General features: G+C 46.4%; 22 protein-coding genes. 2 read left to right on the top strand and 20 right to left on the bottom strand.

What is annotated here, in order from left to right:
• Nucleotides 1-49: 49 nt before the first annotated feature.
• The 4 genes from ACXHJ1_RS13810 to ACXHJ1_RS13795 all read right to left on the bottom strand — a co-directional run bounded on the left by ACXHJ1_RS13810 (nucleotide 50) and on the right by ACXHJ1_RS13795 (nucleotide 5,410).
• Nucleotides 50-1,657 (bottom strand): cellulase family glycosylhydrolase, encoded by a 1,608-nt coding sequence (locus ACXHJ1_RS13810; RefSeq protein WP_457904777.1) that lies wholly within the window; start codon nucleotides 1,655-1,657, stop codon nucleotides 50-52.
• Between the two features lie 441 nt (nucleotides 1,658-2,098).
• Nucleotides 2,099-2,350 carry a hypothetical protein gene (locus ACXHJ1_RS13805; RefSeq protein WP_013372537.1) on the bottom strand — a complete coding sequence of 84 codons (252 nt, stop codon included), beginning with the start codon at nucleotides 2,348-2,350 and terminating at the stop codon, nucleotides 2,099-2,101.
• Between the two features lie 164 nt (nucleotides 2,351-2,514).
• Nucleotides 2,515-4,275, bottom strand: a complete 1,761-nt coding sequence (dhaK, locus tag ACXHJ1_RS13800; RefSeq protein WP_457904776.1) for a dihydroxyacetone kinase subunit DhaK — start codon at nucleotides 4,273-4,275, stop codon at nucleotides 2,515-2,517.
• 1 nt (nucleotide 4,276) lies between these two features.
• Complete coding sequence (locus ACXHJ1_RS13795; RefSeq protein ID WP_016818681.1) at nucleotides 4,277-5,410, bottom strand: glycerol dehydrogenase; 1,134 nt, start codon at nucleotides 5,408-5,410, stop codon at nucleotides 4,277-4,279.
• A gap of 189 nt (nucleotides 5,411-5,599) precedes the next feature.
• On the opposite strand from ACXHJ1_RS13795, the gene ACXHJ1_RS13790 reads away from it, so the two are divergent.
• The gene (locus ACXHJ1_RS13790; protein WP_457904775.1) at nucleotides 5,600-6,631 is read left to right on the top strand and encodes a PocR ligand-binding domain-containing protein; all 1,032 of its coding nucleotides are present in this window, start codon (nucleotides 5,600-5,602) and stop codon (nucleotides 6,629-6,631) included.
• A 145-nt stretch (nucleotides 6,632-6,776) separates the two neighbouring features.
• Here ACXHJ1_RS13790 and ACXHJ1_RS13785 read toward each other — a convergent pair whose 3' ends face one another.
• The 14 genes from ACXHJ1_RS13785 to ACXHJ1_RS13720 form a co-directional block, all read right to left on the bottom strand.
• The gene (locus ACXHJ1_RS13785) at nucleotides 6,777-7,709 is read right to left on the bottom strand and encodes a DUF2167 domain-containing protein (RefSeq protein ID WP_016818679.1); all 933 of its coding nucleotides are present in this window, start codon (nucleotides 7,707-7,709) and stop codon (nucleotides 6,777-6,779) included.
• Between the two features lie 578 nt (nucleotides 7,710-8,287).
• The gene (locus ACXHJ1_RS13780; protein ID WP_153794490.1) at nucleotides 8,288-9,064 is read right to left on the bottom strand and encodes a DNA and RNA helicase; all 777 of its coding nucleotides are present in this window, start codon (nucleotides 9,062-9,064) and stop codon (nucleotides 8,288-8,290) included.
• Between the two features lie 17 nt (nucleotides 9,065-9,081).
• Nucleotides 9,082-9,237: a hypothetical protein gene (locus tag ACXHJ1_RS13775; protein WP_162835280.1), complete on the bottom strand. Its 156-nt coding sequence runs from the start codon at nucleotides 9,235-9,237 to the stop codon at nucleotides 9,082-9,084.
• A 55-nt stretch (nucleotides 9,238-9,292) separates the two neighbouring features.
• On the bottom strand, nucleotides 9,293-9,805 hold the full coding sequence (locus ACXHJ1_RS13770) for an RDD family protein (protein WP_153794491.1): 513 nt from the start codon (nucleotides 9,803-9,805) through the stop codon (nucleotides 9,293-9,295).
• A gap of 62 nt (nucleotides 9,806-9,867) precedes the next feature.
• Complete coding sequence (locus ACXHJ1_RS13765) at nucleotides 9,868-12,519, bottom strand: molecular chaperone (protein WP_457904774.1); 2,652 nt, start codon at nucleotides 12,517-12,519, stop codon at nucleotides 9,868-9,870.
• 31 nt (nucleotides 12,520-12,550) lie between these two features.
• Nucleotides 12,551-13,240 (bottom strand): hypothetical protein, encoded by a 690-nt coding sequence (locus ACXHJ1_RS13760; RefSeq protein WP_016818675.1) that lies wholly within the window; start codon nucleotides 13,238-13,240, stop codon nucleotides 12,551-12,553.
• Entirely contained in the window at nucleotides 13,237-14,556 is a 1,320-nt protein-coding gene (locus tag ACXHJ1_RS13755; RefSeq protein ID WP_457904773.1) for a normocyte-binding protein, read from the bottom strand. The genes ACXHJ1_RS13760 and ACXHJ1_RS13755 overlap by 4 nt, the downstream gene beginning before the upstream one ends.
• 46 nt (nucleotides 14,557-14,602) lie before the next feature.
• Nucleotides 14,603-16,480: a serine/threonine protein phosphatase gene (locus ACXHJ1_RS13750; protein WP_457904772.1), complete on the bottom strand. Its 1,878-nt coding sequence runs from the start codon at nucleotides 16,478-16,480 to the stop codon at nucleotides 14,603-14,605.
• A 22-nt stretch (nucleotides 16,481-16,502) separates the two neighbouring features.
• A complete protein-coding gene (locus tag ACXHJ1_RS13745) occupies nucleotides 16,503-17,333 on the bottom strand; it encodes a PP2C family protein-serine/threonine phosphatase (RefSeq protein WP_044787224.1) in 831 nt (276 codons plus the stop codon).
• Between the two features lie 35 nt (nucleotides 17,334-17,368).
• Nucleotides 17,369-17,896, bottom strand: coding sequence for an FHA domain-containing protein (locus ACXHJ1_RS13740; RefSeq protein ID WP_025365579.1), 528 nt, complete (start codon nucleotides 17,894-17,896; stop codon nucleotides 17,369-17,371).
• A gap of 64 nt (nucleotides 17,897-17,960) precedes the next feature.
• Entirely contained in the window at nucleotides 17,961-18,509 is a 549-nt protein-coding gene (locus ACXHJ1_RS13735) for an FHA domain-containing protein (protein WP_457904771.1), read from the bottom strand.
• Nucleotides 18,510-18,541: 32 nt separating this feature from the next.
• Complete coding sequence (locus ACXHJ1_RS13730; RefSeq protein ID WP_016818669.1) at nucleotides 18,542-18,991, bottom strand: J domain-containing protein; 450 nt, start codon at nucleotides 18,989-18,991, stop codon at nucleotides 18,542-18,544.
• 130 nt (nucleotides 18,992-19,121) lie between these two features.
• Complete coding sequence (locus ACXHJ1_RS13725; RefSeq protein WP_007431573.1) at nucleotides 19,122-19,547, bottom strand: hypothetical protein; 426 nt, start codon at nucleotides 19,545-19,547, stop codon at nucleotides 19,122-19,124.
• 119 nt (nucleotides 19,548-19,666) lie between these two features.
• Nucleotides 19,667-21,835 carry a hypothetical protein gene (locus ACXHJ1_RS13720; protein WP_025365581.1) on the bottom strand — a complete coding sequence of 723 codons (2,169 nt, stop codon included), beginning with the start codon at nucleotides 21,833-21,835 and terminating at the stop codon, nucleotides 19,667-19,669.
• A gap of 637 nt (nucleotides 21,836-22,472) precedes the next feature.
• Here ACXHJ1_RS13720 and ACXHJ1_RS13715 point away from each other — a divergent pair.
• Entirely contained in the window at nucleotides 22,473-24,563 is a 2,091-nt protein-coding gene (locus ACXHJ1_RS13715; protein WP_243208214.1) for a vWA domain-containing protein, read from the top strand.
• A gap of 40 nt (nucleotides 24,564-24,603) precedes the next feature.
• Here ACXHJ1_RS13715 and ACXHJ1_RS13710 read toward each other — a convergent pair whose 3' ends face one another.
• On the bottom strand, nucleotides 24,604-25,515 hold the full coding sequence (locus ACXHJ1_RS13710) for a serine/threonine protein kinase (RefSeq protein ID WP_107734588.1): 912 nt from the start codon (nucleotides 25,513-25,515) through the stop codon (nucleotides 24,604-24,606).
• Nucleotides 25,516-25,692: 177 nt separating this feature from the next.
• Nucleotides 25,693-26,946, bottom strand: a complete 1,254-nt coding sequence (locus tag ACXHJ1_RS13705) for an L-lactate MFS transporter (RefSeq protein WP_457904770.1) — start codon at nucleotides 26,944-26,946, stop codon at nucleotides 25,693-25,695.
• Nucleotides 26,947-26,975: the final 29 nt, after the last annotated feature.

Below are 26,975 nucleotides of genomic sequence, written 5' to 3'. Positions count from 1 at the left end.
AAAGTCCCATCTCTTTACTCATTCCAGCCAAGTTTGTCATGGCTGAATTCTAGGGTTCTATACCCCATACCAGCTTACCTTGCTGATATACGGTGCCATGGTCCCAGTCTGCGAATGCTGTTTGGGTAGCACCATAGGAGTAATCGTTGGTCTCATCAAAATTGCTCCAATTTGCAGCATGAATACGGGATTGAATTTCCCCAGTTTCGCCGCCGGGCTGAATCGTTCCTGCTCCATCTGTGAAAGAAATTTCTACATATTTATCTGCCTTGGCCTTCAGCTTTGGCAATGTTACAAAAGTCGCTTTTACCTTTTCGTTGCCAATCTTGGCCCAGTCTACAAAAAACTGCTGAGCTTGTTTGCTCTCATCTGTATAATAGTAGCGAATTTTCAGATCACTCAGCTTCACAGCTGTTTTACCCGTATTTTTGATATTAAATTGAGGTCGGATCGCATTATCCTTGGCGTTCGTGTCATCGGTGCGATATTGAAGCACAATCCCTTCATTATCACCGCCTGGTGTACTTCCACTGTGATCACCACCGTTGTTTCCACCATCGTTACTACCGCCATTGTTGCCGTTTCCGCCGGTATTTCCGCCGTTGCTTCCTCCTCCACCATAACTGCTGGAGCCTTCCAGAATTGCCTGTTTTACGAATTTGCCGGAAGCTGTTAATTGTGAATCAGGCCATCCACCCTTGCGATCAGCACCAGGCAGCAGCGCAGCCGAGGTCTCATTTTTGTCAGCAAGCGACCAATTGGCCCAACTGATTTTACGGTTAGCCAGAAAGTCAGTCCATACTTTGGATTCATTCAGGAAAGGGCCACCGTTACCCGAAGCGTCGCTTGTCCCCCACTCGGTAGCAAAAATGCCTACACCCTTGTTCAGTGCATAATCAACCCGATCGCGCAAATATTGTCCATGTGTTCCCGCATAGAAATGCACGGTATACATTGTATTTTTGTCTGGAAGTGGATGGTCTGCTGCATCATGTACATCCTGACTCCAGGTACCTGTTCCTACAATAATAATATTATCCGGGTCCTTAGCTCGAATAACCTGAGATACCTCGGATGCATAAGGTCGAATTTGATTGTTCCAGTTCACATTCCCATTCGGCTCATTAGCAAGTTCATAGATTACGTTAGGCAAATGACCATACTTAGTGGAAAATTCATTAAAGAAAGCTTTGGCTTCATTTTTATGAATGTTCGGATCGCCATCTGAGAGAATGTGCCAGTCAATAATGACGTACAGACCCAATTTCTGTGCTGCCTCAATGGCTTCCTTCACTTTATTTTTCAATGAAGGATTGGCAATATAACCGTTTTCTTCAGTGTACAACGCAACTCGAAACACGGAAATGCCCCAATCGTCCCGCAACCATTTCATAGTGTCCTGATTCACCAGATCTCCAAACCATTGGACGCCATGAGAACTAATGCCCTTGAGCTGTACAGGCTGTCCATTTTTATCCACCAGTTTACCGCTCTTTACTGAAAGTTGTCCGTAACGTTCCACAGGGGTCGTCCCGGCCGCCTCTGCTGTTGACGTATTCCAGTTAAACCCATTCGTTAACGTTAATAGCAACACTGCTGTTAGCAGTACTGCTACTTTTTTTGCGATCCTTGGCAGGATCCATTGCCTGTTCATCATTTACACATTCCTTCCTTTTAATAAAGTAGATGAGACTTATCAGTACGTTGTTCTCCGCTTTTTCGCCCCTTCCTTCATACAATAAAAGGATCAGGTCCAACATTCGATGTCACTTACCTGTATATGGATGTTACTACTATTATAGTTAGTTACATGTTACATTTCGACTTTATGCTAGAAAATGAATAAGAAGTCACGGTTTTGGGATATGTACCCCTTAGTTGGCTACTGTAGAGTACTGAAGGGACAAAAGTCTCATTTAGCTATTGAAAAATTTGGCCAATTTTGGCTGGTTAACAGGTTAAAAAGAGTCTTAATTGCAACTCTTTAACTTAAAAAAAGACTGCTTCCCGATGCCTAGGCTCGGTACAGCAGTCTTATCATGATCTTGTATATGATCGGATAATGTTAACAATATCGTCTTAACGTATGATGTCCTTATTACCCCTTAGCGGCAGCTTGAGGTTCTTGGGTTGCCTGATCTTCGTTCATATCGCCGCCATCCGTCGCTTGATCTGTCAGTACAGTCTCAGATGAGTTACCCATTACCTTGTCTATAAGTTGTAGCCAAGGTTCTTCACTGCCTCCACAACTCTCAATATCACCGAGCAGGGACTCTAGCGTGGTTCCTTCTTCTGGCAAATCAATAACTAAACTGTCTTCGTCAACTTGGATGGTGCAGCAGGTTTTCATTGTAAATCCCTCGCTTAATTCTTATTTGAGCATGCAAGTATGCTTGCTCAGATGGGATGAACTCCCACGGATCCAGGGATAAGCCTTTTGAATCCGTCTGAAATTATAAACCTAATGCATCCCAATTGCAATGAACAAACCTTGAATTTTTAAGAATTAGCGAATTAGTTCAAACATTCAGCAAGCTCCGTAAAAATCACTCCAAGCGCATAAGCCCCCGCGTCTGGATAACCAAGGCTTCTCTCTCCGACCGCTCCGGCACGTCCCATACGCGCCACGATGTTTTCTGTCTTTTTGGCCCCTAGGACAGCGGCTTGAGCACCTCGCACAAAGGATTCCTTCACGTCAACATTTGATTTCGCGCTCTCTACCCAGCTATCCGCACATGGCACTAATGCATCAATAAGCGTTTTATCACCCACGACGGCTCCTCTACCGAAAGAACGTTCACCTGTCGATTGTATGCCTTGCACCGCAGCCTGCATCATATCTGCGAATTCGGCAATGGTCAGTTCGCTTCGTTCACCCGCAGATCGTGCTGCCGCGCGAAATGCTGAGCCCCAGATCGGACCCGAAGCCCCACCGCAGTATTCCATGATGACGAGCGAGCATGAATGGAGAAAGCTTCCCATCGTCAAGGAATCTTGGTTTAGGATGTCGCTCCATTCCCGTTTCAGCTGACGGAACCCCTTGGCAACACTCATGCCAAAGTCGCCATCGCCTGCATGAGAATCAAGATCGCAAAAAGGCACCTCATTCTTGATGATAACCTCACTCATTTTGTCAACCAGGTATATCAGATTGTTCAACGTAATCTTGTTATCCTCAATAACTGCAAAAGCAGGGGCAGTTTCCACCTCGAAAGATACTTGCCGATTTTCGTCTGCTACAGTTGATAGGTCTGTGAACACGACTTGATCAGCAGGTCCAGACACCTTGAACGCAGGCGTGTTGCTTTCATGGGAAAGTAAGGTTTGCAGTTCGTCGTCCAGCTTCATGATTGAAACTGAGATGCCCGCCATATCGATACTTGTCATATAATTGTTGACGAAAGATCGATTGATCTTGATTCCCTTCGCTGCTAGTTCGCGAGTGACCGCATAATTGAAAAGATACAGTTCTTGCAGAGGCGTACCGCCAAAACCATTGATCAGCAGTGCAATTTCTCCGCTGAATCCGTTTTCGATCTGCATGTCTCGAAGGAGGTCGGTTACCATTCTGCGTGCCAGCGTATCCGCATCTGTCAGCTTCTCGCGTCTGATTCCAGGCTCGCCGTGAATGCCCACGCCGTATTCGATTTCATCAGGCCCGAGCTCAAACGTTGGCGAGCCCTTCGCCGGCACGGTGCACGACGTCAATGCAAATCCGATACTGCGTACATTCGCAGCGGCTTTCTCCGCCACTGCTTTGACTTCTGCCAAACTACGCCCCTCTTCTGCCGCTGCACCCGCGATCTTATGCACAAGTACCGTGCCCGCTACACCGCGCCGTCCGACCGTATATAGACTGTCTTCTACAGCGATGTCGTCTTCAACCTTTACATAGTCCACTTCCAGACCATCTTCAGCAGCCAGATGAGCGCCGTTTCTAAAGTTCATGATATCGCCGCTGTAGTTTTTGATAATCAGCAGTGTGCCTTTTTTCCCAGCGGTCGCACGGATGGCCTGATACACTTGAATTTGCGAAGGAGAGGCAAAAACATCACCGCAGACCGCCGCATCGAGCATCCCCTTGCCGACAAAGCCGGCGTGAGCGGGCTCGTGTCCGCTGCCACCACCGCTGATAAGCGTTACTTTCTCCGTGTTCAGTTCCTTTTTCTTGAGCACTTTATATTTTGGTAGAAATTCCAACTCGGGATGCGCGAGCGCGATACCACTGCACATCTCAAGAACCAAATTTTCCGTACGGTTGATGACCTTTTTCATGCTATTTTACCTCCGCTTTGTACTGGCTGCCGATCCGGTCGGCCGCAGCAATTGCCGCTGCAACTTGCTCTACCGTGATCGGAAACGGCATGGCATGAATCGATTCCTCCTCAATGCAGGCTTTAGCAGCTACTTCCATGAGTTCTTCCTGGCTGATATGATCGACACCGATATCGGCCAAGCAGACCGGCAAACCGATGGTTAAACAGAAATCCAGTACCTGATGTAATTCTTCCGTCGGTGCGTTTTCGAGCACCAGCTGTGCGATCGTACCGAACGCGACTTTTTCTCCATGGTAATAGTGATGCGTGCCTTCCAGAATGGTAAGTCCATCATGAATCGCATGGGCCGCAGCAAGTCCGCCGCTTTCGAAGCCAAGACCTGAGAGTAAAATATTAGTTTCAATGATATTTTCGAGTGCTTGTGTAACATGATTTTCATCGCATGCCGCTTTTGCTTTGGCACCGTCTTTTAAGAGCATTTCATAGCATAACGTTGCAAGTGCCAACGCCGCATTCGTACCTACGGCTGGCGCACACTGTCCCTCGCGTACTCCATTAGGCAGTCCAGCGTTGACCCTGGAGTAAGAGCGAGAGGTCGCACGGGCTTCAAAGTATGTCGATAGTGCATCACCCATACCTGATACGAGGAATCGGGTTGGTGCATTGGCAATTACAGTGGTGTCAACTAATACGACACTCGGGCTTTGTTTAAAATAGGCGTAATCGTCGAATGCGCCTTCTGGAGTATAAAGAACGGCCGAGTGACTTGTCGGCGCATCCGTCGCAGCAATCGTCGGACAGATGATAAGCGCTTCCCCTTGTGCCACACATTTCGCCGCGTCAATCGCTTTGCCGCCGCCGAGACCAACGATGCAATCACATCCATTCGCAGTGGCGATTTCTTGGAGTCTAGACACTTCTTGTCTGGAGCACTCACCCATAAAACCGCTTTCAATAAAGGTTACGTTATACTTTTCCGTAGTGGAATCAAGCTTATCTTTCACCCGCTCCACATCGGCTGGATGCGCGATCAGTAAAGCAGATTTGCCAAAGGTACTCACATAGTAACCCAAATTCAACAATTCGTTTTCACCTTGTACATATTTGCTTGGGCTGATAAAAGCTTTTCTCATCTATAATTCCTCCCTTTAATGGTGTTGGTTTCGTTCTGATTAAAACTATAAACGAACTATGTGAACTTTACATTGGAGGAATCAAGGAATATATTATAATTTGCAATCGTATTTTTTTGCACTGAAGCATGTAAATTGTACTTTTTTGTTGTTGCTTACAGGATAATTTACCATTAAGGGATGAGAATCTTGATACGTGAACATTTGAGCATCCAGAAAATCTTTGATTTGAAAAAGTGGGAGCAGTTGCAGGATTCATTAGCATCCGTTACCAAATTAGCCATTCTCACCGTCGATTATAGAGGGAATCCCGTAACTAGTCACAGCCAATGTCAATCGTTCTGCAAGAAGGTTCGCCAAGATGAGAATCTCCTTCCCTACTGCCAGAAATGTGACTCTCGTGGTGGACTTGAAGCGGTGCGTTCCAACAAACCTTATATTTATCTCTGTCATTATGACATCGTTGACATCGCGGTACCAATCATTATCGACGATAAGTACATCGGCGCCGTCATGGCAGGTCAGGTTCGCCTAGCCGATCCTTCGAACGCTTTACAGTTGGAACAAATCCTCACATCAAAAAATGAAAAACTGTACAGTTCCAAATGGGAGGAACTTAAAGACTACTATGCCGATCTACTGACGATGACCTATCAGGAAATTCAGATGATCTCCAACATGTTATCCTTATTGTGTAATTATATTGTTGAAGAAGCAATGAACAAAAATCTTCTCGCGGAAATGTTCGAAAAGGCTTCGGCCATACAGTCCAGTCCGCAATTGTCTGATATCCTTCCTGGCTACTCGCTGAAGCATATCGAAAGCCTTAAGAAAGAAATGAATAATTTCTTAGCAGATGCCTATCTGAACTCCTCAGGGGATGAGGATATTCCGTGCGGAAATCCTGTACTCAAACCCGCCTTTGAATATATTTATGAGCACAAAGGTGAAACTTTCTCTCTAAAAGCCATGGCTGACTTGTGTCACATTAGTCCGAGTTATTTTAGTCGGCTGTTTGCGAAGGAAACGGGTGAGAACTTTTCCAGCTATCTTGCCCGCTTAAAGATGAAATGGGCGAAGCAGCTGCTCGAAGCTACAGATATCCCTGTATCCCAGATCAGTAGTGAGCTCGGCTTTAATGAGCCAGGGTATTTTATTAAAATATTCAAAAAATATGAAGGCACAACACCCGCGGTATACCGAAAGTATTACAAGGGATAAATATAAAAAACAGATGATTCATAGGTCTATCATTACCATGATCATCTGTTCATAATGTTCTTGCCCATGCTACCTCTTCAGTGTGTACTGATCAGGCTGCCTGACCTTTTTGTTAGTAATTATATTATGGTGTGTTTCTTTAGAGCTACTGTAATGTTTCTGACTGATCCTGAGCATTCGTTTCATTGTGCATAGATTCTGACTTTTTCTTGCGAAATAATTTGGCAAAAAACTTGCCTATCACACCAAACACACCTACACAAGCAGCACCAATGAGGACAAGCACCTTAACTCCCGCGCCCTTAATAAAAGCAAGGATTAATGCCAACAAGCCTACCTTTTTAGCTACTGCCAAGCCGGCCCCTCCCAAAATCAGTCCGGTCAGGCCATATTCAGAAATTTTGTCCGTTGAAGCATTAAAATCTTCGTATCGCTCACCTGATTTGACTGTCAGCTTGGGTAATATTTTCTCATTCAAGAACTTCTTATCCGCGTCCAAATGTGCAGGATCGGACACTAATATGGCAGAGATATAACCCTGACGAGTGAGCACACGAACATTATAATTAATCAGCTTTTCCTTGTTCCCATCCTCCGCCAGCATAGACCAGGTTAAATTATGGGTAGTTTCATTATAAAAAGGCTCCACATCCCAGCCTGTAACATACAGACGATCACTTTCCACTTTTTCCTTGTTACTCTCTTCCGTACCCTCTTTATAACTATCTAGAATGGCATCTGCATCGATGTCTTCTTTTTCATCATCCTTGATATGTCCAAGTTCATAGTATTCAAAAACAACTTCCCAATTTTGATTTTCATCCTTCGGAAATATACTCCCAATTTCCTTGCCAGATGGCTTTTCGTGATTCATCTCGCTTACCTTCGCAGTGTTAGCCGCATCCAAAAAAAGAAGAGATGAGTCTAAATCAACCGCAGCTACATTTCCCAGGTCTACCTTTCGGCCACCCTCAATCCATTTTAATTGTTCACTAGATGAAGCCCACGCATTTCCTCCACTGAGTAACACCAGACTAAGCGCCAACAGCGCTCCCAAAATCGTTTGGCCCCATCTCATTTTGTAGTTACATCTGTTATCTAGTCTCTTATTCAAAACTCATTACCCCTTTATAAATTCCAATATCTCCCGTGTCCTCAACCATATTAGCCACTGCTTCATATTTTGTCAATTCACCGTAGCAAAGGGCGCTTCCACGACTTTATACTCATTTTTATACATATGTATGCAAATTTTCTACTCTAATCGGACTGGTTTGACAAGGTATGGATGAGCGATATAAAAAGACTCATCATGGACAAGCACAATTGCGCAATCGCTGCAACTTATCCGTTCAAGTCTCTCTCACTTATAATTTCTTAAAAGACGTATTCCTTGATATGACAATCTTGTTGATCTCAAGCCTAGTCTCAAGCACATCCATCTAGCCTATAAAATGTCGAATTTCAGCAGGTTAAGGAATGCATACTTCACCAAACAAGCGACTATAGTCTTAGTGACTTTATTCCTGTTTTTATACATATGTCGTCTTTTTTATTTAAAAAAATGTATAGGCTTACACCGGATTGATTTAACAAATACTGGGGCATAGAAGTAAAGATAGAGGGGATGCATACTCCACTCCTCTATCTGATGTTCTAATCCACAATCATCCGTCCAGCTCCACCGCCCTGCCAGCGGCCTGTTGTGCGCTTCCCCCGTCCGGCTCCTTCCAAAATCAGCACTAGTTGCCTATGGAGCTGAGCATGTGAATATTCCTTATATTCCGCACCACTTCGGTTTGCAATATAATGCTGGATAGATTCTCTGTCCACAGCCTCCAGGTTCAGGCACATCATAGCAAACATACAATCCATCGGATCGGTTGTACCGCTTTTGAGCAGCTCGGATGCAAAATAGCGCAGCGTTTCTGGGCGCAACGTACTTTGATACAACCCCGCAAAGGGGGCATGGATATCACTCCATGTATTGAATTCAGTAGCCATATCAGCAAAATCCTGATAATTGGAGCGAAGCACAGCTCCATCTTTGAGTTTGAATCGACCCAACTCCAGCTCATCCAATCCGATCTCAGCCTCGGCCTCTAGCACAATATCTGCATGATGCACGGTGAAATCCGGGCGATCGGTTTGTTCCAAAAAGAGCAGCTTCAACACCGATAGCCGCCCCGTAGCCACATATGAAACTTCCTGCTCTTGCTCCAGCAGGTATAATCTATTTTTATGCTTTACAATGCCTCTGCCTACGGTCAGCGCATGTTCCCCGACGGTCACATTCATTCCGGTAATAATACCATCCGAATAATCCTGATACCGGATATCCAGAAAGCTACGGGGGTAATCCCGCAGATTTTCCAGCATCTCGGTTTTGAGAATGCGACCTTTTTCAAACTTTGGAACGATATGCGTTAACATGGGATTTCCTCCTTTCTCTATTCTTCTTTATTTAAGGGAACAGATAGCCGATTCACACCAGGCGCAGGAGGCGGAACAATAACTCCATCATCGGTGGTGGGTGGAGCTTTACTTACTCCAAGTAATCCAATAAATAGGCGAAAATTCTTTTCTATACATCTGCGTATATCCATCGTGCTCCCCCCGATTGAAGACTGAGGTTTAATCTCAGAGTTTATTGATCTACCTTTACATCCCGGCTCCGCGCCCAGCCTGCTCGCGCAGTATATAATTCAGCTCGCGCTTGTCCACAACATAGGTACGTGCAATCAGATCGTGAAGAGCCTGTTTTCTAGCTGTAAAGCCTGCCATGATAAAACCGATCCACAAAATGATACTCGATACAATTTTACTCCAGTAGCGGGCACTCGCACGTCCAAAGCGCAGCTTTTGGTTAAATTCATCTACTACAACGATACCAAGAGCCAGCTTGCCCACCGTAGCTCTGCATTTGGACGATTCCATGATCGCAAAATACAACCATGAAGCCCCCAAATTCATCAAAGTTTGTCCTAATAATTGCATAGTAAAAATAGCAGTCGGCCCGTCTGTCAGCATAGAGGTTTCTGCCGGAGATGGCACCCAATCTCCAATGGCCTGAATGATGATCCAGACCAGTCCGATAATCATAAATACAAATCCTAAAATAAGGCTGTCAATAATATAGGCCAAAGTTCGTTTCCAAAAACCTGCATACAGCATGTTATTCCCTCCATGTGTTGTGTGCTTTTCTGATTTCTGCATTTTGCAAAATCCTTAATTTATTATTTCGTGCCGTCAAAGAAATCCAGCTCGGAGAGATCATTTTCGAAGGCATAAAAGCGCTTCGGACCCAGATACAGCAATTCATCACGGCGAGTAATCGGTACGACGTAAAAGCCCCAACGACTATCCCCGACAAAAACAAAATATTTCGTCTCCTCATTGCGAATGGAGTCCGTATCATCCTGTGGAATATCCTGCCCGTACAGCACAGCAATTTCCTCATACGGCATGGGTTCAAAGGCATCTGGCCGACTGCGGTACACATGACGCTGACGCAGCTTGCCCCCGTTGGCCGTCAGGAAGAATTCTACTTCAACCGCTTGAGACGGCCGGGAAATAGAACCGCGTACCCGATTGCTTTCCAAACTCGCAATCAGTTCCTTCTCACGCCCCGTATGCGTCCATGCGCTGACCGTATACGGAATCGCTGGAATATGATTGGTAATGACAGGCTCAATGGTTCCCATTTTTTTAGCGTTCAGGTAACGGATAGCCCCGCGCAGACAGGCCATTTTCAACTCAGGTACTCGGCTCAGGTCTTCTGCCTTTTGTCGAAACTCAATACTGCGCCCCGGTACAAATTCCTTGAGTGCTTCGCGGAACACGTCAATCCGGCAGGACTGCCCGGTTAGCTTGATAATCGAATAATCCTGCAAGCGTCCCTCCAAATAAAAATCATCCAGAAACTTGCGCACAATATTGTAGATATCTGCCTTAAGTAGCTGCTGTACTTCACGAATATTAAACACTACATCAGGTAGACCATATTCATCACGGAACCGTCCATTCTCAATGACCGAAACCAGCCAACGATCCATTACGGCAATGTTCAGGTCGCTTTCAGCAGATAATACCTGCTCGGATTCAAAGCGGCTGCGCAATATCCCCGTACGTAGAAAAAATTCCTTTTTCATATTTTCTGCCGCACTCCACAGCAGATGAAAATTACTCAGTACCCGTTGATATTCATCCCGTGTAGCATGCTCATACCGTTTGAACGCGGTAGGCAAGATCGCCTCTGCCTCACGATACCGTTCCTCCAGCCCTGCATATACAGCATCTACACCAAACTCATCCACATGACGGTACAAATCTCCCGAAGGAATGCCGATCAGAGCATCAATATCAGTGTCAGGCAAACGCGTCTCCGCAGCGTAATAACCTGCAAATACAATTTTCATAAACTGCATAATCCGATACGTCAGATTATTTCCACCAAAATTGGTATCCCCATTTTCATACGTTGTGTGAATATCCAGCTTGTAAGCAATACGTCCATCTTCAATCCGGAAGCGGCAGGAAGACAAATCTGTCGTGCCCCCACCACAATCAATGACAAGTGCCTGATACTCCTCACCGTCTGCAAAAGTTCCTCGTTCCATCTGGTCTGCCAACGTGTTGTACAGCACTGCCAGCCCTTCGTCCAGCGCATCCTCCGCTTCAATCCGATAATCAGGCAAAATATCGCTAAACATCTCAATAAATTGGGGCTGCAGCTTGACAGGAGCAGAAAAGTGTAAATTGCGAAACCGACACTTAAATTGCTGCTCGGCTGTAGCAATCACATAACGGATAAACGCCGCTAAAATATCGCTGCGGGAAGCGGTTGCTGTATTCCCCTCAGAATCCATTAATTCTTCGATTCGCTTATAGTCATTGACCCAACGTTTAATCCCCCGCAATACCGTAGCACGGCTGCCTGCCACATCACTTCCACGTAGTGCCTCCTCCCCAAATACATAAACGATATGCTCGGGATTGGAGCAGTCCGCGACGCGAATGGCGGTCGGCAGCACTTCGATCCAGTCGCCTTCCGTACCTTCTGGACCAGGGAATGACACATAATTGATAGCGTCCAGCCTTACTGTGCTGCTCATCCCTGTATCAGGGGCCGTAACGTAGGAACTATCCAAATAAGCACCTGCCGTGGTGTTCGAGGTGCCAAAATCAATCGCCAGTACCGCTACGGTTGTTTCCGTGCCCCGAATGATCAGCTCTGCCACCGGGATTCGATGACCCTGAAGTTTCAGCGGTAGCATCGGCTTGTCTCCATAGTAGAGGTTATAAAAATATTCTGACTCCTGTCTTCGCAGAAACAGCAAGCTATAGCTATGATTAGATGTCTCTCGCAGTTCAGCATCGCGGTGACGAGAAAGATAATATACGCCTGTTCGTCCCTCATCCTTCACCAAATTTAAAACACCACATAATTCCCCTGTCGCATTCACCAGCAGCACATTAGATGAGCTCAGCCAAGGCAAATCGGATTCGATCCGATAGTTGTCCATGCGACCTGTGCGCACACCCTGATACAGCGTGATTTTGGCGGGAACCCGAATACCGCCACTCTCCTGCGGGCGGTCATTCCAGTTGCGCTGTAGTGCCGATTGCATACGTTCAAAACCGTCAGGATTGGGTCTGGTAATGAGTAGATGCTCCTCCGCGCTTCGAAATCGCAAGATTACGCGAATCAATTCTTCACGTGCCAGACGATTCGCAAAGCCCTCGACCAGTCGCTCTTTATCACATATCCCGCGCAACTGAAAGGTCGTCATTTGCTCCAATTCCGCCTGCGTGTATTTAGTCGTGAAACGAGCGCTTTTTCGATCGGTGAGCGGGTCTAGCAACCTGTATGTATAGGGTCCGTTCATCGTTCACATGTCCTTTCTTAGCCATTTAGCCTTAATAGAGGGCGATAGCATCTATTTTCATCGTAGGGTCTTCCTCCAAAATGCCGAAATGACTGGTCCAATACAATTCCGTCGTAAACCGTGCTGGAAGAAACAAATCGAGAATCAGATCGACTTTGATTCGTGACAGCATCGTCTCCTCCTGGCCAATATATATGAGTAGTTCGTCTTTTTCCTCACAGTTGGTGTAAATGATCGAGCGATGGAAGACGCGACGCATCGTTTGTTTTAACAGATGTACGGCTTCCCCCGTCTCATACAGGCGCAGCAGGCCTTCAGCAATCGCGTCCTGTTCCTCACGGTTTAATTGTCCAAAGGCTTCCTTTACCTTCGGGCCAAAGATGCCATCCGCAATATCACGCTGAACAAACCGGATATGGTACTCTCGCCGATTCATCCCTTGATACAAATCGATCTCCGCCAGAAAATGCATCATAATATCAAATAGCGATTCTCTCAGCTCCAGATCCTCTGCTGCATCCGGTGGAAACAGATCCCGAAAAATAGAATAAAAGCGGTAGTACGGATTAATCTCCACTACCTGCTCCAAATGGGACGTATTCAGCTCAGCCAAGCTAAGCTCCATATACGGAGAATAGCTGACAGCGGGTACGAAGCGGAATTTATCTACATCCAGCCCCTGTTTCCTTGCGCGCATGAGCAAATCCCAAACGTAATTCACACCCATTCTCCTTCACACTTGTACTCTGGAAAATACATCTGCACTTCCGACACCAGAAAGCTCATTAAATCGGATAAAATGTAAGCAGGTGTGGTTGGCAACACATCCTCAGAACCACGTCTGAACCCCAATCGCATGATCTGCTTGCCATCCTCTGTCCGTACATTATCGCTGACAAACGGATTTAACGGATACGTCTGAGTTTTGGTTACAAGGTTGCTTGTATCATTTCGCCCAGCACCTCCCCAGATGTCCACACGCTCTAGCTCTAGCCCCTGTGCCGCTTCAAACGAATTAACGATGCGCGTGATCTCTGCTTTAGCCCGGACAATCACGGCCTGTTTTCCTGCATAGCGACCCAAAAAGCTGTCCTGCCGCCGATTAGACAATACCGGAAAAGTCTGACGACTAAGCTTGGTTGTAAATGGTTTCGTAACCTTCAACACATTCCATTCGCCAGATTTATCACGTGGTGTGACAATCGTCAGTTCCTCTTCTGTCCGCTTGATATAGCGGATATCACTTTCAGTCCCGTCAATCAGGTAACCATGCTCTGATCCTGTTTTACGCAAAGGCAGCACATGCTCATAGTTCACACGATCCATAGCTGGTATAGGAAAACCGCTGTTCTTTAGAGCCAGTCTTTCAATGTTCCACAACGGAAAAACATCGGCTTTCTTATAAACGTCGAATTCCTCCAACGAAATCGAGATTTCATGGATTTCTTCATGAGCGGCCGGCTCGCCGTCCCCACCAATCAATACACAGTCCACAAATTTATAAGCGTATGGATGATTAATCGTTTTCCACGGCATGCCATTTTGCATAAATGTATGATACAACTGCTCAATCTCCAACATATAAGAACGATTATGCTCCAGACGAAAACGAATCGGGTATTTTGCAGTTTCCGTGACCAGCATTCCTAAGAAAATTCGTTTGCTGCGTACCAGTGCCGAGATTTGTTCGGTCTCCATTCCGAGAAAAAGCGTAAATAGCGGCATCTCCCCGCCTTCGCGCACCACCTCTGCCACACGACTGATGTCTACCTGTTTTTCTACTGCATCGGAGGGCAACACAGGATATAAAAATTCATGAATCGGGTCATAGTCCTCACGCGATGTCAATGACACATACACATCAAACTTTTCTTCTGTATTCTCAATTTCCTCAAATACCCGCCGTTCTAGCTGGCGGGTCATTTCTTCCTGATATTCGACGAGGTTCATAAATACCCCCGCCATCATATTTTTCAGTAAACGTCTCTGCTCTAAATCGTCCATCTTGCTCAAACGATCTTGTACCAGCTCTTTCACGACGTCTCACTCCTTTCCGGCTCCAGCATTCAATGAACATAAAAACTTATTTCCCGTTCGCAGCAGCCTGATCTTGACTCTCTGAATTAGACGCCCCGGCTGCTTTAGAAGCAGAATCAGCAGTTCCTTGCTCTTTGCTGGTGTCCGCCTTGGTCGAAGCGGCATTGCCATCCCCCGTACCACCACTTTTTGCAGTCGGAGAGGCTTCCCTCTTCGCGGGCGTAGTACCCGCTGAAGCCGTCGGCGCAGCCTTCGCTTGCGATGCTGTGGCAGAGGTTGCCGCAGCGGAAGATGAAGCTTCACTCGCTGCGTCTCCAGCATCTGTGTCGTTCAACACTCCGTCAGACAATCCCAATCCAGCAGGAAGCTGTCCATTTTTCTGCTGCTCCGCGCTCTGCTTTTCCTCCGCCTTGGCTATGCTCCGCTCCAGCGCCAGAACACTTTCGAGCTTATCAATCTCCTGATAGATCTCCTGTGCTCCGCTATAAGCATCAATGGCCCCTTCATAATCGAGATCTTTCATCAGCCGATCCCCTTTGGCCTGAAGCTTGCCAGCTTGAATCTCCTTGAGCTGCTGCTGAATAGCTGTCAATTTATCATTGGTCTCTGCAATCTTCTTCTCCAGCTCTTTTTGCGCGGACGTATAGCCGGATTCCATCGCAGCCTTATTTGCTTTTTTGTACAGCTTGAGTGCATTTGTGTAATCGCCACCCTGGAATTTTAAATCTCCGTCCTTCATCCAGCTCGCCGTCTCGGCATAGCTGTCCAGTTGGTCGATTTTATGCTCAATGTCCTTCACATTAAAGGGTGGATATAGCCCGGCGCTTTTCCGTGCTTTATCGTAGCTGGCTTCAGCTTTGGTAAAATCGGCCTTTTCCACATAGCCGTCTCCGTCGACCATCAATTGAGATACTTTCTGCTCTGCCGTGTACAACCGCTTGTGAATTTTATCATTAATCTTAACTGCCGCGTTTTTCGCTTCACTGTAGGATTTGAGCGCTTTTGCATAATCACCAGCTCTTGCATAATCATCCGCAGCCTGAGCCGATTCGATCATCGTTTCCAGCGCAGCCGCTTTGTTCGCAGCCATACGCGCCAGTGTAATCCATGCTCCTCCGCCCACGATTACAAAGGCGAGCAACGCAATCAAAATCCGTTTGATCAGCTTACGACGGTTTTTAGGCTTTTCCTGGAAAACTTTGTTTACATAAATGGCGGCAGCCGTGTAATTATTCACCGTCCGGCGCTGTTTGCTCAGCAGGACCTCTTCCAACGTATCCGTCAGCATACCCGGGTCCTTCGCTTCCTCCAGCGCACCCAGCATTTCCGCCAGTTCAACGTCCTCCCACATCCCAGATGTAGCGAGCAGCATGACATCTCCATCTGCAAGCTGTGTCTTTTTGGCGTAATGGGCATGAAACCCATTCGGATTCCCCAAGTATTCCAGCAGATTCCCCCGTTCCTCGTGTGTACTGGTCGCTTCGTCTGGAATACGACCATCATCTGCCAGTGACTGAGCCAGGCTATGATCCTTACTGCGAAAATTAAGCCTTCCATTGCGAAAATGATATAGCCGCACATTACCGCACGAAACGTACACCATTTTGTTGTAGTTGGTCACTACCATCAGTAGACTGGCCTTAAGCCGGACACGACGGCTTTCAAATTGCAGCCATTCCTGCGCTTCACGCAGATCTCTCATCAAACGCCGCTTGGACATGGAAGGCTTCTCCATAAAGTTTTCCAGCACCGTTTTGACTACCATTTCTGCGCTGCGCAGCTCCTGATCCGAATCCAGACCGTCTGCGAGGACATAACAGGCCATGTCGTCCGTCTCCATGAATGCAAAATAGTCCCGGTTATCTATATAAGAGCCCGCTTCCGACACAAAGGCGGTACTAAAATCGCTGTTGTCCTTGCGCATCGCTACCCCCGTCTTTCTTGTTTCATCCTATCGCCAAAATAAGCACTGTCGCATTATCCTGACTTTTAAACCCTTTATCGTTAATGGTGTCGATCATGGCATCCGCCATTTCCTGCGGTGTTCCGCCCTTGCGCATGATCTCTTCCTGCTCAATCTCAGTCAGCGCCTCCTGAATGCCATCACTGCACAGCAGCACATAATCACCCGAATACAGGCGAATCGGTGCATTCCCCAGTTCCATGCTCTCAAAGCCTTCATAACCCAAGTAGTTGACCAGTTGATTGCGTACAGGACTCGTTTTAGCTTCCTCTGAGGTCATTTGTCCAGCAAGCACTCGTTCTTCCAGCAGTGTTTCCGCTGTATGCTTAGAATTGACTGTCTGAAAGTGACCATTGCGGTAAATTGTAATCAAGCTGTCGCCCACCGCTCCGTAATACAGCTGATAGCCGCACACAATGACCGCCGCGAGCGTCGTTCCCCCGCCCTGCCCATTCAAATTTTGCAAAATACCGCGATTGCTTTGGGTTGCCGCCTCTGCAAAATATCCGTTCAAATTCGTTGCATCTTCTAACTTGGCAAATGCCTTCGTAAAAGTCGTCACAGCCAAGGTACTGGACATACGTCCATTAGCCAGCCCACTGATCCCGTCTGCAACAACAGCCAGCGTACCCACAGGAGTGGTCATACTGGAGAAATAATCATCCTGCTCGCTCCGGCTCCCGATCGTTTGACCATTTCCAATCTCAATTCCACTCACGGTACGGTTGCCGGAACTTCGCGTCAGTCGTATACGGATGATGAGAAGAACAGCGAACAGCACCGCAGCTCCACATACAACAAAATAAGGCTGCATCTCGTTACCTCCCTGCACCATTGCCCACTTCCGTTCTAATTTTCGTTATCCCACTCGAAATGAGCGCCGCACAGCGGAATAAAGATAAATTTGCTGCGTCCGAGCTGAATCACGTCATAAGCAGCCAGCTCCACTGGTGAATATACCGCCTCGTTATTGTGATACGCCAAGCCTGACGAATCGCCTGGCAGCAAGTAAAAGTTGCGTTTCTTCGGATCATACACAATGACCGCATGATTTCTGCGGGAAATCGTGTTGTCTCCGATAATACGGACATGCATTTCCTCTGCGCGCCCGATAAAGTTTTTTTCTGCCATAATGCGATAGTCCTGACCCACCTGTGCTCCTTCGATACATACCAGCCATCCGGTTACCGGGTGAATCCCTACCGTCTCGCCTAAATACGGCATGGTTTTGTCATCGTCTCCCGCAACGTTTGTTTTCGCTGCTGGTTCCGCGCTCTTGGGTGCGGCTATATTTACTACCGAATTACAATAAGGACACGTGTTTCCGTGCTTTCGTGTACTGAACATGTGTCCATTCGGGCATCTTGTCAAACTCATAGTCGGTTCCTTCCCCCATTGTCTTGATTGTCTTTACAGCGATCTACGTGTTGTGCAATTTCTTCTATTTAACGAGCAGCCTGGTATTGGCAATATATAATAAGTCGCCTGAGTAAATTCGGTAAGGCTCGCCACTTTCCAGCTTTTTGGTGACACTTTCGTTCGCAGACCGTAGCCCGGTACCGTTGTCGGAATCCACATCCTCCACAAACCAGTCGCTGTTTACCCGGTTGAGTACCGCATGCTCCACACTTACCAAGGAAGCATAATCTGTACCTGCTAAATCAATATCCGCTTCAGAGCGTGATGTTGTTTTGCCGATTAACAATGAGGTTTCGCCTTCAATATACCATTCTTTAACAGACTCACCCTCTTCATCAATCAACACCAGCTTGGCAATCCGTTTATGCTCTGCCTTTGGCTTGGGCACAGGTACCACGGACACCAGATTGCGTAGTATGTATACAAGCACGCTAATCCCAATACCTATCGCGACCACAGTCTTCAAACCGCTGTAGCCTGTACGATTAAACACATAAAAGGCGATCGCCAGCATCAGCCCGAACATGGCAACATCTATGATGAAAACCCATCTGCTCTGCGCCGTTTTCACTGCTTGCTTCCCCCGTTTCTATCCTGAAATCATCACTTTTTACGAATACCAAAAAATTGGTTGAACATGGCTGAGGTATCCGTCGGATCACCGGATTTTTTTGTTTTTTTCCCTGGTGAGCCCTCCTTCGTTTTCGGATGAAAGCCGAAAAATTGCTCAAAATCAGTGCCTATGTCAGCCGGATTGAATCCTTTAGCTGTCCTACGCGTACCGCCTGAAGGTGCTGCCCCTCTCGCTTTATCTTGCTGTTCTCCGCTAGTTCCCGTAGCTTTTCGGATGAGCTCAGCATCGTATGCCTGCCGCAATGCTTCGTCACGCAAGGTATTGTAAGCCTCGTGAATCAGCTTGAACTTGCGCGTTGCTTCCTCGCTTCCCTGGTTGGTATCAGGATGATACTTTTTGGCCAGTTTACGGTAAGCTTGCTTAATCTCTGCCTCCGAAGCATCCCGGCCGACACCGAGCAGCTCATAGTAGTTGGTCATTGTCTGATGTTCCCCTCTCCGAAAAAAATAAATATTAAGAGACCCGTAGGCCTCTTAATATTTATCCACCCTTCACGTATGCGCCGGGTGAGTGTGTGTTTAAGCCGCGCTTAACATTAAGACGTTAAGCTTAAACCGGATATCCGCCGTCGATAGTAGCCAACTCGGTTTTGTCTTTCTTTTGTTTGATGTAGAGTGTAAACGCACCTACACCTTCTGTGTCACCGAAGTGCTCGTTGTAGTCTACAACGAAAGCATTCGGGAAGTAGATTTTACGCACCACTTGATCGGCTGCGATAACTTCCAGTGTTACTTTACGGTAGCTGTCTGCTTTTTCAGCAGGAACCAGAGACCACAAAGCCAGTTTCAGCGTGTCATCCGCGCTGTCACCATCTACTGCTGTGATGATTTTACCGCTGATGCGCAGCGTGGAGCCTACGTCAGTGGAGCGTGCATTGGAATCGTCCGGTGTATCGGTGTCATAAATAACCGTTTGGATGTTATCCAAGCCCAGCTCGATTGTTTCTTGTCCTTCTACTTTCAATCTGAATCCCATGTGTGTTGCCTCCTTGATATTAGGTAAAATGATGGCGGAAGAAGCAGGGCTTCTCCGCGATTTATGTATAAAGGCGGTTCTGGATAGAAACGCCTCTACCATCTTTCGTAGTGCTCGGATCATGATTTGACCGAGCTGGTTCCCTTAGTGATCATGACTTCCAGGTTCTTCACATTACCATTGAAGACCAGATCGATATGACACATATTGCTTTTCTCGTCAATAATGAAGCTCATATCATCTCCGTCCTGAATGATCGAGTTCACAGATCCTCTGCTGCTCAGCCACTTGCTCTTCTGGCTGCTCGGATTGTTACTAAAGAAGCGGACGATATTTTCGTGTTTGAAGTCACCTGTTTGGTAGCGCAAAATACGTTCAATGTACGTGCTGACCAGCGTTTTGTAGATGGAGTCAAAGCCGTCCTCGGACATCGCCATGCTTCTTGCCTTGTAGACAGTAATCCGGCGGATATCCTTATCCTGAATCTGAGCATTCTCGGACGAGAATACAAAGCCAAAGTTTTTACGGTTGATGGCATCCTTGATCGTGTTGGTGAACCCAGTGATTTCCTTGGCCATCGTCGTCACCGTGCGCAGACTGTTGTCTCCAGCTTCAATGTCGAAGCGTACACCCGGGAAGTTTTTATTGACCGTTTTGAACGTCTCACGCAGGTATTCAGGACATTGATAGGAAGCGACCAAGCCAGCGGCCACATAGGCAGCGCCCACATATACGCCCTCGATCCACAGCTTGAGAATATCTTCTTTTTCCTTGGAGAGCTGCACACCGTCTTCGGTCTGTAGCATTTTGCTATCAATAATGACACCCGATTTATCCTTCGGAATAATGGTAAAGTTCGGTACACAAGGAATCGCAAATTCGCTATATTCTCTGCGTACAAGACTGGCGCATTTATCGACATATTTATCGATGCCTGCTGTCGCCATACTGTTGAAGGTCGTCTCTTCACCGGATTCAAAGTTAAAGAACATTTGAATTTTATAATCCTTCACGACTTGCAGCAGCATCGAAAGCGATTCCATCGAATTTCCGCCCTGCTTTACGACCTTCTCGTTGCCCTTAAAGCGTTCACGAGAAACTTTTACCTTACCGGCTGCTTCAAGCTCGATAGATGGAACGATCCCGAACCAGATGGTGTCGCTGAATTCATTTTTGGCATTTACGGTGTTCAGGTACGTTTCCAGACGCGGGATATTGCTACTTTTCACCAGCATGTCCAGCTTGTTATTCGCTACCAGCATTGTCGGCAGCATCCCTTTGCTCTTCGTCGCATATTGATCGAAGAACATTTTGACACCGAGGATTTTTTCTACCAGCGGCTTAACCGCCTTTACGAAATCATCCTTGGCATTTTTATAGAACTCCAGATACGTGTTGTAGTTCTGAACTTCAACCGCTGTGTCAACCTTAGTCTGAACAGCTGGCAGTGGCACAAACGTGCGAACCACCAAGTCTTTTACATAGTCAGAAGGCGTATCTGTAATAGAGTTGTAATCTTCTTCGAATACTTGGGAGAGATCGCCAGTGCTGTTCTCATCCAACAGCATCAGTTCAGTACTTTCGCTCTTCGGCGCTTCAATAATTTTCAGTTCGCCGCTTTCCCCAATGGAGAGCATACCCACCTGAATCAACTCACCGGCGTTTTCCTCTTGGGCCCCACCGAGCAGAAGTCGGGTTTTGATGTCCTCAATGGCCAGTGGCAGCATAGCCATAACGTTGTTATAGTTCTGGCTCGCTTCCTCGAACATGGCATTGAGCTTGTCACCCATATCAAGTTTCTTCGGATCGCCATCATCCAGCTTGTCGTATTCACCGTACATATAGTGAATTTCTTTGCGGACTTGACGAATATCGTCCATAACCTTTTTCGGTGAAATCATATCCAACAGATTTTCAAATTTGAAATCTACATTGGTGATTCCTTGACTGCGCTTAGTATCAATGAGCGTAAACAACATTTTCAGAAAATCATTGCTTTGATTGATACGAATTTCAGAAATGCTATCCTCATCAATTCCCTCAGGCTTTTTAAGGGTGTAGACGACCTTTTGATTGGCCGCGTTAAAAAATGAATACACGGTCGGTGAAAACTTATCCAAAAATTCGTCAAAGCTGCGCACCAGAAGGTGCTGATTAATTTCCTTGATCTTCTCATCGCTCAAGCTGTCGATACCCTTCACATCACCTACAATGGTGATCAGGTCCAGCTTTTCCGGGTTAATCTCTTCAAAAAGCATTGTCCGGTTGGTTTGATAAATGATTTCCATCGCTGTCGACAAATGAATAAAGTTTGAGTATAGGTCCATTGCTCCATATTCGAACATGGGATGTCCAATTTGAAACGGACGAATATTCATTTTTAGTTCATTTGCCTCCTCCCCCCTACTTAACATTTAAATTCGTCAAAGGATTGAGCTTATACCACATTTACGGTACAGGCATATAACCTCGAAAATCGGTCCGAAGCGCTATTCGGCTTTTAACGGCAAGGCATTCAAATGAGATAAAATTCAAAATCAAAAGTCATATAACACAGAAACTTCAAATTTATGATTTCGTATTCCTAACTTCAATCCCAATTTTTGCCGTTGATACGAGAGCTATCATACAAAGCACCCTTTAGTTTTGTCAATTTCTGTAGTCTCAGATTGAAATAGGGCATTTTGGCTCATTTTATGCGTGAATACGTAATTTTTATGATATGTTAGACCTGTTTCTTCAGGGAAATATTCACAAATGGAATCCAATTGCCGATAGAAGTTCATTGGATATTTCTGATAAGCGTAAAAGTATCAAATTCATGGCTAATGTGAGGGTTTTCAGCTGTTTTGATCCTTTATCCCTTATATACCAAGGATTAGGAGAGTTGGCACGCCCACATTGGTCTCGCCGATGGAGGAGCTTATGTTCAGAATAAGGAAACTAGGAATTATCATTTTCATGACTTTTGTACTATTTTTCCAAATGGGCTTAAACGGGGTCATTTGCACTGTAAATCAGGCTAATGCAGCATCTTCGGGGACTGCTCCGATTGAGGGTTACGATGCTGTTTTTGTACTGGATACCAGCTATTCCATGAGAGACACGGATCCCGAGGGTATTGCCGCCGAAGTCATTAGTATGTTTATGGACTTAAGTGATGCAGACCGTACACGCGTGGGTTTCGTCGCCTACAACCATCATGTTGTCGCCTCAAAACCACTTACCTCGATTGGCGTGGCAGCGCAAAAATCGCAAATTCAGCAGGAAATCAGAATGTTGAACCGTTCTGGCTATACAGATTTGGGACTTGGGCTGCGTAAAGGCTCAGAACTGCTAGCTGCCGGAGCATCCCAAGGGCGTCAGCCTTTTATGATTTTATTGTCAGATGGAGAGACTGATTTTGGTGCCTCTTCTGGTTCTCGGTCTAAGGGTGACTCGAATAACGATGTATCCTCTGTCATCAAATCTGCACAGACCAAGGGATACCCGGTGTATACGATTGGCCTGAACCATGATGGCACGGTAAACCGGCAAGAACTCGAACGGATCGCTTCTCAAACGGGAGGAGCTTCTTTTATTACGAGTAGTGCTGAGGATCTGCCGGAAATTCTGAATCGTATTTTTGCCAGTCAAATTCGCTCCAAGCTCGTTCCAGTTGCTGCAATTACGACCACTGGCGAGATGCAAGAATTAACGGTGACTCTACCGGACTCTAGTATGGAGGAAGCCAATCTGGTGCTTTTGTCGGAGCATCCCCTGCTGGAAACCCAGCTATACTCCAATTCAGAAAATGTCCGTAGGTACAAGTCGAGCCGATATGCAATTTTGAAAATTGAGCATCCACAAGCAGGTAAAGTGAAGTTGAAATTACGGGGCATACGCGGAGATTTGGTTAAAATCAATTTACTTGGCAGCTACCGACTGGAAGCTGAAGCTACTATAAGAGGAACGCAAACAACAGCAACTCATGGCGGCAAGCCTATGCAATTGCTGAAGGGACAAGCGACACCATTTCAAGCTCAGCTCCTATTACCGGATGGCCAAAATCTTACAGATGAGGCCGTATATACATCTCTTCAAGCCCATATTATAGTTACCCCTGTAAAAGGCGGTACAGCTAAAAAGGTGCCTATGACCTATAAGTCAGGAGCCTTTCATACCGAATATGCGTTCCCACAAACGGGTGATTATACATGGCAGCTATCTCTGGATAGTCCGCAGTGGTACCGTAAGGGAATTGTACATAAAGTTCACGCCACCAATGCAGCACCACAAGCTTTAAACGACCTGACGATACATCTGGTAAAAGAAGACGGTGATTCCCGTCGAAGTTTAGAGGATTTTATTGTTGATCCCAATCATGACAAGCTGAATTATAAGCTGGATTCAGGAGCCTCTGAGGATACAATTAATGCCGAGATTAACGGTAATGATCTGCTGCTATCTAAGCTTCACACAGGTGACACGAAGCTAAAGATTACCGCTACCGATCCAGAAGGTGCATCCAGTAGCGCTACACTGACCGTTTCAGTCCAATCCCGGTATACAGCCATTAAATGGACGGTAGCCATCAGCATTGTGATAGCTGCTCTTCTGTATTGGTTCTTGCGACCGAAGCCGCAGTTTGCTGGAAGAATCGAAGGATATTTTCTCGCTACAGCGAGTGGACAGGAGATTCCGGTAAAATCTTGGCCGCTGACCTCCTTTCCGGGTCATAAGGTCAGCTTGCAGGAGTTATTCCGTACGCTTGACGTTCACGAACCATTACCAGAAGCGGAACGAATCCTATTTTCCGCAGGTAAAAAAGGAACTCTGATCGTGAAACATGATACACGCTGTGCCCTGCAGCATGGAAAAATCAGATTGACTCGCAACAAAAAAGCGGTCATGGCGTATGGTGATAAACTGTACATCACGTTTGAGGACGGCGTCACTGAAATTGAGCTGCGGTACAAGGCGATTAAGCCGAACACTTCAGTGTACACCGACCATATTCAAGCTCCGACAGGATAACGCCCGTCGGAATAAAAAAGAGAAGCACCTACTCTTACGATTAACGAACCGTAAGAGTAGGGCGCTTCCCTTTTTTTATCCAATATTCCGCACGTAGTGCGGCTTTAAACCATCGAAGTGAGCGGCAACGCTTGTTAGCCTGTACCTCCAGGCCACGCCGAATCACGTACGGCAGTAGTGAAATCCCTGCATTTTCGATCCGAATCCGTTCGGTCCGATCTGCAAATAATCTGCCTGGCACGTCCGGTGGAGGTGATCCTTTTTGGCAATAATACAGCGTGGCGGCCAAGCTATAAATATCCGACACAGGTCCCTGCCGCGAACGGTTAGAGTAAAATTCCAGCGGAGAATAGCCTGCCGTCGTGAAGATCGGATGCTCCTTGCCTTCGAAATGCACAGCAGAGCCAAAATCAATCAGCTTGACGTTGCCATGTTCCCCAATCATAATGTTGCCTGGCTTAATGTCCCGATGAATAATTCCTTTGTTGTGTATATACTCCAAGGCATCAATTAAAGGCAGCAGCGTTTGGTACAGAAAAGCAGGATCAGACGTTGGCACAGCCTCTTCTTGCATCATTCGATCCAGCGTCTTGCCTGCACAGTATTCCATGACCAGATAAGCAGTTCCATTTTCCTCAAAGTGATCTATATAACCGACAACCCCCGGATGATTTAATTCCTTCAACATTTGCCCTTCACGCAAGAAATAATGCATAAACTCTACATATTTGGATTGCATAGAAGCGCTACAAGTGACCGTTTTTCGATCCATCCCCCGCAAAGCCAGCGCATTCGGAAAAAATTCCTTTACAATCACCTTTTCTCGGTTATCCAACAGCCTTGCCGTATACACGATGGCCAGCTCACTGCGGGACAAGGCGCTTCGAATTTGATATGTATTTCGCAGCTTCGTATTGCGGGCAAGCAGATTCCCGCTTGTATCCACGATCATGACTCGTCCTCCTGTCAGGTTCTTAGCTTATGTCTTTTGTATATATCGGCTTATTACACGTCTTTTTATTATACCGTAAATCAGGTTATTGGAAAAACAAATAACCTGCCATAATCTCCCTTAGAGAAATGATGACAGGTCTTTTGGCATTTATCTGGTCCTATTTTCTCAAATCGTTTAACCTAATTTTGTACCTGGCTTCATGCTGCGCACACCGTTGGTATTTTTCTTCCGTTCGCTGCGCAGTTTGCCTTTACCTTGTTCTGGAGTGCGAATGGTGAGGGCAATCAGGAACGATACGACGCACAGCACAGCAATTGTGGTAAAGGTCGGGATAAATCCGCCGAGCAAGGCAGCGATAAATGACCCCGCCAGCGCACCAAGGCCAAAGCCCTGATACACAATACCATAGTTTTTGCTTTGGTTCTTCAGACCGAAGAAATCAGCTACGATGGCAGGAAAGACGGTAATATTGCCACCGAAGCAAAAAGCAATTCCTGCTACACAGGCAAAGAACAGACCAAAATTCAGGGGTACCAGACTCAGTACTGTAACTGCAACTGCTGTTGTTAAAAGTGCACCTGCTACGACTTTCAGACGACCTACCTTGTCCGATAGCGCACCTAATATAATCCGACCCGCCGTGTTGAAAATAGCGACCATAGCGACCGCATTGGCAGCTGTTGCTACATCCAAGCCAGCCATCCGTACGCCGATATCTTTGACCACTCCGATCAGGTAGAGACCACTCATACAAGCGGTAAAGAACATGACGAACAGCAGGTATGCCTGCTTGGTGCGCAGCATTTCTTTAACGGTATAGTCCCGCTGTACAGCCCCATTTTGTTCCGAAGGTTTGTTTATGACTACTGCTTCTTTCACCAGGAAAGAACCACCGACGATCATGATCAGCACGATGATACCCCAATACAAAAATGCCTGCGATACGCCAACAGACTGAATCAGCGAACCGTTAATATACTTGAATATCAGACTGCCTGTTCCGTAAGCCCCAACTGAAATACCGGAGATAAGTCCTTTCTTCTCGGGAAACCATTTAATCAGATTTGACAGTGATGTAATATATGCCGTTCCATCCGCAAAACCTACGACAATACCTGCCAAAATGTACAGCAGCGATAACGAAGTTACCTGTGAACTGAGCATGAGCCCTGCCCCTAACACGACACCTGCACACAAAATCAGACGACGAAGTCCCCATTTATCCTGTAGCTTGCCTGCAAATAATGTAGCAAACGCCAGTGCAAAACTGGTAATTGAAAAGGTAATAGCGACCGAACTGAGGTTCCAGCCAAAGCGGTCCACCAACGGTTGATTAAATAAACTCCATGTGTAAATGGTACCTAATCCCATTTGAACAATAATCGTTCCCAGTACGACCAGCAGGCGATTTCCGCTGTTTGATTTCATATTGATCTCCTCTTTTCATTCCGGCTCTA

Source organism: Paenibacillus sp. ALE2, from assembly GCF_054113385.1.
This window is presented reverse-complemented; position numbering and strand designations above follow the sequence as displayed.